This is a genomic window from Albidovulum sp., assembly GCF_041919395.1.
Taxonomy (GTDB): Bacteria; Pseudomonadota; Alphaproteobacteria; order Rhodobacterales; family Rhodobacteraceae; genus Albidovulum.
The window spans coordinates 1-7327 of record NZ_JAYRTX010000125.1 but is presented as its reverse complement, the minus strand read 5'-3'; the positions used below and the strand labels follow the sequence as shown (position 1 = coordinate 7327).

Sequence of the window (7327 nt, the reverse complement as noted above, 5' to 3'; positions counted from 1 at the left end):
GGTCTCTTTGGAATGCTGGCGCCTGTAGGGCTGTTTTACGCCCTGCCGATCGGCGGTTGGTCAATCCTCCTGTGGCTTTTCAATCCGATCAGGCTCGTGGACGCCGGGCGTCTGCTGCAAGTGCTTGGCTCGACCACCGCGCTTCTCGTCGCATCCTATGCCGCCGTATCGATGATCATCTACGGCATACGGAACTACGCGGTGCGCGGGCTGCTTTTGGGCGCGCTCTGGCTTTCTCTCTATGCCGCACAAATTCTTCTTTCAGGTGTCTACAACGGGCCGCTCTGACCAAGGACGACTTTCCCCATTCCCAACTCCCTCCGCCTCACCCTCGCCGCCGCATTCCGAACCGACCGCTTCGCACCGGCCGGGTCTTGGGCAGCTAGGACGACTTCACCGCCTTCACCGCCCAGGCCCGCGCGGTCAGGGCGATGCCGCCGTCCGGTTCCGCCGGCAGGTCGCTTTCCAGCTTCCGGCGCAGCGCCTCGCGGCGATCGGGCGGCAAGGCGGCGCAGTAGCCCGGCGCGGGACCGGCGCCGAGGGTGAAGGGCGTCCAGTAATCGGTGAAATCGGCAAACCGCGTGTCGATGACAAGCGCCGTCGACTCCACCTCCATCCCCCAAACCCTAACCGCAAGATCGCGCAGCCGGGCCTCGGTGCAGTCGGGGAACCTCTTGTCCTCGGTCAGATCTTGCGCGGCGGGGTCGAGCGCGCTCGCGGCGCGCCAGAATTCGCGCATGAACCGGACGCCGCCGCCCGGATAGTCCCAGACGAAGAAGCCGAGCCGCCCGCCGGGACGGACAACGCGGGCCATCTCGCGCAGCATCGCGGAACGGCCGGGCACGAAGTTCAGGACAAGGCCGGAGACGGCCGCGTCGAAGCTTTCCGCCGGAACGTCAAGCTTCTGGGCATCGCCGCGTCGGAATCGCACACGGGGATCGTCGGTCTTGCTCGCTGCATGGACGACGAATCCCTCTGAAGCGTCCACTCCGGTCACGCTGCGGGGCGCCGACTGCCCGAGGATCGCCGCCGACAGCGATCCGGTCCCGCAGCCGACATCGAGCCAGTCGCCGCCTTCGGGAGCCTCCAGCCAGTCGAGGAAACGCGGCGCCACCCGACGGCTCCAGCGGCCCATATAGGCGTCGTAGTTGGCGCCCGCCTGCCAGGAATCGTGTCGTGAGCTTTCGGACATGACGTCTCTCCGGCGACAAGGGTGCGTGCTGCAAATGCCGTCCATCATACGCCTCTTTCCGGCGGCTGGCGCGGACTGTATCAGGGGTCAGCCGCTTCCGGCCGTCCCGCCGCCAGCCCCGAACGAGGTATCGATGCCCGCTTTCCTCCGCCTCACGCCCGCCGCCACCTCCCCTGAAACCGAGCGCCCCGCGCGCGAAAGGGTGATCTCGGGCGACCCCGTGCACACCACCTGGAACGTCGAGGAGCGGGACGGGCTTTACTGCGGCATCTGGCAATCCACCCCCGGCAAGTGGCGGATCAGCTACGACGAATGGGAATACTGCCGCATCCTCGCGGGTCGTTCGGTCATCACCGACGACAAGGGGACCGAATACCATATCGGTCCCGGCGACAGCTTCATCCTCCGGCCCGGTTTCTCAGGCACATGGGAAGTGATCGAGACCACCCGCAAGGATTACGTGATCCGGGTCTGATCGCACTCAGTTGATCTGGGTGAAGACCCCGTCGGGATCGGTCACCGCCGAGGCGTCCGAGAGCGGCAACCCGGTCGCCGGATCGATGGCGACCGCGGTTCCGGTCAAGGCCGACTGAGGCGTGACCACACCGACCGGGGGCACGAACTTGGGCCAGGGAATGTTGCCCGCCCGGATTTGCGCCTGGACATCCTCGGGGAAGGACGACAGGGGCACCATCAACCCATGTGCGTTCTCGACCATCGGATCCTCGGCGATCGCCGACTCCTCTGCCGAACGCACATGGACATGCGTGCCCGCAGAGACCCGTTCGAACAGGTCGAGAATGTCCTGGTTGAATAGCCGGATGCAGCCGGCCGAGGTCGCCCGGCCGATGGTCGAGGCGTTGTTCGTGCCGTGGATGCGGTAGTAGGTGTCGCGCCCGCCGCGATAGAGGTAGAGCGCCCGCGCGCCCAGCGGGTTCTCGAGCCCGCCCGACATGCCGCCGGAGAGCGGCCCGTAGATGTCCGGTTCGCGCCGGATCATGTTCTTCGTCGGCGTCCAGCTCGGCCAGGCCTGCTTCCTTCCGACGTAGGCGTCGCCGGAAAAGCCGTAGCCCTCGCGCCCGACCGCGATGCCGTAGCGCATCGCCCGACCGCCTTCGAGAATGTAGTAGAGCACACGCGCGTGCGGATCGACGACGATCGTCCCCGGCGCGTCAGGTCCGGTGTAGTAGACCTCGGTGCGGGGGTTCTGCCCGGTCAGGTAACCGGGGTCGACCGCCGGGATCGTGATGTCGACGTCCTGCACGGACTGGTAGCGCGCCACGACCTCGGGCGCAGGCGCAATGGAGGATACGCCGGTCTCCGGGTCGATACCGGGGCGGCTGGCGGGGGCGCCGCAGGCAGCAAGCGCGAGCGCGGAGAGAAGGGCGAAGGCACGGGCCGCAACGAGGTGCCGGGACAGGGCCGGATGAAGGGTCATGGCAGGATGCAATCCGTTCTGTTGTCTCTCAACCGAACGACACCGCGACAGAATCGTTCCATCGCGGCTCCTGTCCGGCGCTGGGGCACATGTCCACCCCGACGGCGCCTCGGCGTCAAGGCCCCGCCCACAGGATTCTCGACGGACGGGGCGGCCAGGTCACACAGCGCGCAGCGGGAGCGGCGCGATTGACAAGTCTTCGGGTTGGCGATGCCGGCGCGGCCCGCGACACCGGGCGGGCCACCGGTCTGGCCGGGGTCGGCCCGGCCGCAGCAGGAGCGTCCGGCAGAAGCGCGGCGCGGGTCAGAAGAATCGTTCGGGCGAACATGGATCCCCCATCCGGCATGTCCGGATGGGGGAGTGACGCCACCGCAACTGGTTCGCGACGGGGGGCCTCAGCCCACCACGTTGAACTCCGGCCCGTAGGGATAGTGCGTGATGTCCTCGTTGCCGTCCTCGGTGATGACGAGGATGTCGTGCTCGCGGTAGCCGCCGGCGCCGGGCTTGCCGTTCGGGATGGTCAGCATCGGCTCCATCGAGATCACCATGCCGGGCTCCAGCACCGTGTCGATGTCCTCGCGCAGTTCCAGCCCCGCCTCGCGGCCGTAGTAGTGGCTGAGAACGCCGAAGGAATGGCCATAGCCGAAGGTCCGGTACTGGAGAAGCTGGCGCTCCTCGAAGAACTCGTTGATCTTCGCGGTGATGTCCGAGCATTTCGCGCCCGGCTTCAGGAGGCTCATGCCGTATTCATGGGCCGCCACGTTCGCTTCCCAGATCTTCAGGCTCGCGTTGTCAACCTCGCGCACGAACATCGTGCGTTCGAGCGCCGTGTAGTAGCCCGAGATCATCGGGAAGGTGTTGAGGCTGAGGATGTCGCCGACCTCCAGCTTGCGCGCGGTGACAGGGTTGTGGGCGCCGTCGGTGTTGATCCCCGACTGGAACCAGACCCAGGTGTCGCGGTACTCGGCATCGGGGAAGCGGCGGGCGATCTCGCGCTCCATCGCGTCGCGGCCTGCCATGGCGATGTCGATCTCGCGCGCACCGACCGCCACCGCCTCGCGGATGGCATAGCCGCCGACGTCGGCGGTGTTGGCACCAGCGCGGATCATCGCGATTTCGGCCGGCGACTTCATCATCCGCTGCTTCATCGTCGCCGGGGCGATGTCGACGACCTTCGACGGGGTCAGGAACGACTTCAGCTTTTCCGACTGCAGAAGCGTCAGGTGATCCGCCTCGTATCCGATGACCTTGCCGGGGCCCGTCACCGACAGGATCGCGCGCCAGTAGTTGTCACGCTGCCAGTCCGTGTAGGTGATGTTGTCGCCGTGGCAGCGCCGCCAGGGCTGTGCGGCGTCGATGCCGGCCGAGATCGTCACGTCCTGCGTGGCGGTGACGACAAGGCCGTAGGGCCGGCCGAAGGAGCAGTAGAGGAAGCCCGAGTAATAGGCGATGCTGTGCATCGAGGTGAAGACGACCGCGTCGACACCCTGCGCGTCCATGATCGCGCGGAGGCCGCCGAGCCGCTGCTCGTACTCCGACTTGGCGAACGGGAGGACGCGGTCGCCCTGGTGAAAACGATACTGCTGTGGACGTTCCGTCATTGTCAGACCTCACTTCATGGGGTCTGGCCCGCAGCACGAGACCCCGAAAGGTCCCGGCGTACAGGACTTCAGGCGGGCATCGGCCCGCAAGCGATGGGGCATGGCCCCTGCGGCGACGCCATCGCCACGGCTCGGGAAGCCTTCTACGCCGTAGAGCGACGGCAGGCTAGTCTGAAAACGACATCCGCGCCGGAGTCAGACCATCGTGCGTGAACCGGCACCGGACCGGGACTGCCGTCCCGGCACCTGCCCGGCGAAGGACCGGCGCGATGCCGGGGAATGCGGCCGAAGCCCTTGCCCCTTGCCAAGCGCCCCCGGCGGGGCTATAGGGCGCCACTCGAATACCCTGCGGGGCCGGCCAGGTGGCATTGCCGAGTCGCGCATTCACGTCTGACCAGGAGATGAAAATGCCCAAGATGAAGACCAAGTCGGCCGCGAAGAAGCGGTTCAAGATGACGGCCTCGGGCCGCGTCAAATCGGGTGTCGCGGGCAAGCGTCACGGCATGATCAAGCGTTCGACGGACTTCATCCGCAAGGCGACGGGGACGATGCTCCTCAGCGACGCGGATGCGAAGATCGTCAAGAAATACATGCCCTACGACCGCTGAGGAGCCAGTCCCATGTCTCGCGTCAAATCCGGCGTCGTCACCCACGCCCGTCACCGCAAGGTCATCAAGAAGGCGAAAGGCTACTATGCCGCGCGTTCGACCAACTTCCGCACCGCCACCCAGGCGGTCGACAAGGCCAACCAGTACGCCACCCGCGACCGCAAGGCCCGCAAGCGCAACTTCCGCGCGCTGTGGATTCAGCGTATCAACGCGGCGGTCCGCCTCGTCGATGCCGAGATGACCTATTCGCGCTTCGTCAACGCGCTCGCCAAGGCCGGGATCGAGGTGGACCGCAAGGTGCTCGCCGATCTCGCCGTGCATGAGCCGGCGGCGTTCGAGGCCATCGTCGGAAAGGCGAAGGCCGCGCTCGCGTAATTCCTCTCTCCGAGGGACAGGAGAACCCCGCGAGTGCCGGAACGGCGCCGCGGGGTTTTTTCTTGCCGCCTTGCAATGGCGGGGCGGCATGGATAGCACAAGGTCCGCAACGGGCCGGAGGGTCAGATGGACGGATTGGACGCGCTGAAAGGCAGGTATCTGGAAGGGATTTCCGGGGCGGGCGACGAGGCCTCGCTGGAGGAAATCCGGCTGGCGGCGCTCGGCAAGAAGGGCGAGATCAGCCTGAAGATGCGCGAGCTTGGCCAGATGGCGCCCGAGGTGCGGCAGGCCGCCGGTGCCGCGCTGAACCGGCTGAAGGACGAGATCGACGCGGCGCTCCGCGCCAAGAAGGCGGCGCTGGCCGATGCGGCGCTGGACGAGCGGCTCAAGGCCGAATGGCTCGACGTGACGCTGCCGGGGCGCCCGCGGCGGCAGGGGACGATCCATCCGGTCAGCCAGGTCACCGAGGAAGTCACCGCGATCTTCGCCGACATGGGCTTTGCCGTGGCCGAGGGCCCGCAGATCGAAAGCGACTGGTTCAACTTCGACGCGCTCAACATCCCGCCCGAGCACCCCGCCCGGCAGGAGCATGACACCTTCTTCATGGCGCGCGAGGAAGGCGACAGCCGCCCGCCGCATGTGCTGAGGACCCACACCTCGCCGGTGCAGATCCGGGCGATGCAGATCCAGGGCGCGCCCTTGCGCGTCATCGCGCCGGGCCGCGTCTACCGGATGGACATGGACCAGACCCACACGCCGATGTTCCATCAGGTCGAGGGGCTGGCGATCGACCGCGATATCTCGATGGCCAACCTGAAATGGGTGCTGGAGGAGTTCTGCCGGTCGTTCTTCGAGGTGGATTCTGTTGAGTTGCGTTTCCGCGCCTCGCATTTCCCGTTCACGGAGCCTTCGGCCGAGGTCGATATCCGCTGTTCGTGGGAGGGCGGTCAGTTGAAGATCGGGCAGGGGGAGTCGTGGATGGAAATCCTCGGCTCCGGCATGGTGCATCCGAAGGTGCTGTCCGCCGCTGGCGTGGACCCGGCGGAATGGCAGGGCTTTGCCTTCGGCATGGGCATCGACCGGCTGGCGATGCTGAAATACGGGATTCCCGATTTACGGGCGTTCTTCGAGAGCGACCTGCGCTGGCTCAGGCACTATGGCTTCGCGGCGCTGGATATGCCGACGGTGGCCGGAGGGTTGAGTCGGTGAGTGACCTTGTTGCAGAGATTTGGCTAAAGCTAGCACCTCTACACGAGTTTATCTCGGCAATTATCATAACGCTTACCAGCGCGTTCCTTCTCTGGCTTTTCCGCGCAAAGGTTAAGTTGATCTGGGGCTCCACTAGCACCAATTTCCACTCGTTCAAACTTCTCGAAGATGGTGATCCGGTCTCAATCTGGACCGAGAAGTTTTTTGTCCAAAATGCGGGTAAGAAGGCAGCGTCAAACATTGAGATAGTCTTTAGTGAACCTTTAACTAGTTACAACCTTTGGTCACCTAGAGATCACTCGAGCAAGCTACTGAGCAACGGTAACTTTGTGATCAATATACCCTCGCTCGCACCACGCGAACTTCTAATTGTCGATATGATCGACATTGACGCACGCAGTCCTCGGCTTCTGTCAGTCAATTGTCCGGATGCGTTGTCGACGCAGGTCAAGTTTCTCGCTCAAAGGCAATTCGGAAAGCCAGTGACGGCGCTGGTTGCTTACCTAATGTTGTCCGGGTTCGTTGGGACGGTTTATCTTCTCCTTCGCCTTACTATGGGACTATCACAATGAAATTCACCCTCTCCTGGCTGAAAGACCATCTCGAGACCGAAGCCACGCTCGACGAGATCGCCTATGCGCTGACCGACCTGGGCCTCGAGGTCGAGGAGGTCGAGGACCGCGCGGCGAAGCTCAGGCCGTTCACCCTCGCCAGGGTCCTCCATGCCGAGCAGCACCCCGATGCCGACAAGCTGCGGGTTTGCCGCGTGCTGACCGACGAGGGCGAAAAGCAGATCGTCTGCGGCGCGCCGAATGCGCGTGCGGGGATCACGGTCGTCCTTGCCAAGCCCGGCGATTACGTCCCCGGCATCGACGTGACGCTGGGTGTCGGCAGGATCAGGGGC

8 protein-coding genes and 1 pseudogene are annotated in these 7327 nt (G+C 65.2%); 6 read left to right on the top strand and 3 right to left on the bottom strand.

Features of this window, described 5'->3' with window-relative positions; all coding sequences use genetic code 11:
• Positions 1-288, top strand: a 288-nt coding sequence (locus ACMUOO_RS15710; protein ID WP_413855702.1) for a hypothetical protein, incomplete at its 5' end; no start/stop codon positions are given.
• A gap of 94 nt (positions 289-382) precedes the next feature.
• On the opposite strand, the gene ACMUOO_RS15705 is transcribed toward ACMUOO_RS15710, so the two are convergent.
• Positions 383-1192 carry a class I SAM-dependent methyltransferase gene (locus tag ACMUOO_RS15705; RefSeq protein WP_413855701.1) on the bottom strand — a complete coding sequence of 270 codons (810 nt, stop codon included), beginning with the start codon at positions 1190-1192 and terminating at the stop codon, positions 383-385.
• A 133-nt stretch (positions 1193-1325) separates the two neighbouring features.
• Here ACMUOO_RS15705 and ACMUOO_RS15700 point away from each other — a divergent pair, with 133 nt between their 5' ends.
• Positions 1326-1667 (top strand): cupin domain-containing protein, encoded by a 342-nt coding sequence (locus ACMUOO_RS15700; RefSeq protein WP_301917257.1) that lies wholly within the window; start codon positions 1326-1328, stop codon positions 1665-1667.
• 6 nt (positions 1668-1673) lie between these two features.
• Here ACMUOO_RS15700 and ACMUOO_RS15695 read toward each other — a convergent pair whose 3' ends face one another.
• Positions 1674-2630, bottom strand: coding sequence for a L,D-transpeptidase (locus ACMUOO_RS15695; RefSeq protein ID WP_301917258.1), 957 nt, complete (start codon positions 2628-2630; stop codon positions 1674-1676).
• 395 nt (positions 2631-3025) lie between these two features.
• Entirely contained in the window at positions 3026-4231 is a 1206-nt protein-coding gene (locus ACMUOO_RS15690) for an aminopeptidase P family protein (protein WP_301917259.1), read from the bottom strand.
• A 407-nt stretch (positions 4232-4638) separates the two neighbouring features.
• On the opposite strand from ACMUOO_RS15690, the gene rpmI reads away from it, so the two are divergent.
• The 4 genes and pseudogenes from rpmI to ACMUOO_RS15670 form a co-directional block, all read left to right on the top strand.
• A complete protein-coding gene (gene rpmI / locus ACMUOO_RS15685; RefSeq protein WP_301917260.1) occupies positions 4639-4839 on the top strand; it encodes a 50S ribosomal protein L35 in 201 nt (66 codons plus the stop codon).
• Positions 4840-4851: 12 nt separating this feature from the next.
• Complete coding sequence (rplT, locus tag ACMUOO_RS15680) at positions 4852-5214, top strand: 50S ribosomal protein L20 (RefSeq protein WP_291338034.1); 363 nt, start codon at positions 4852-4854, stop codon at positions 5212-5214.
• A 126-nt stretch (positions 5215-5340) separates the two neighbouring features.
• Positions 5341-6423, top strand: coding sequence for a phenylalanine--tRNA ligase subunit alpha (gene pheS, locus ACMUOO_RS15675; RefSeq protein WP_413855700.1), 1083 nt, complete (start codon positions 5341-5343; stop codon positions 6421-6423).
• Between the two features lie 568 nt (positions 6424-6991).
• Positions 6992-7327 (top strand): annotated as a pseudogene (locus ACMUOO_RS15670) (phenylalanine--tRNA ligase subunit beta); the annotation flags it as partial.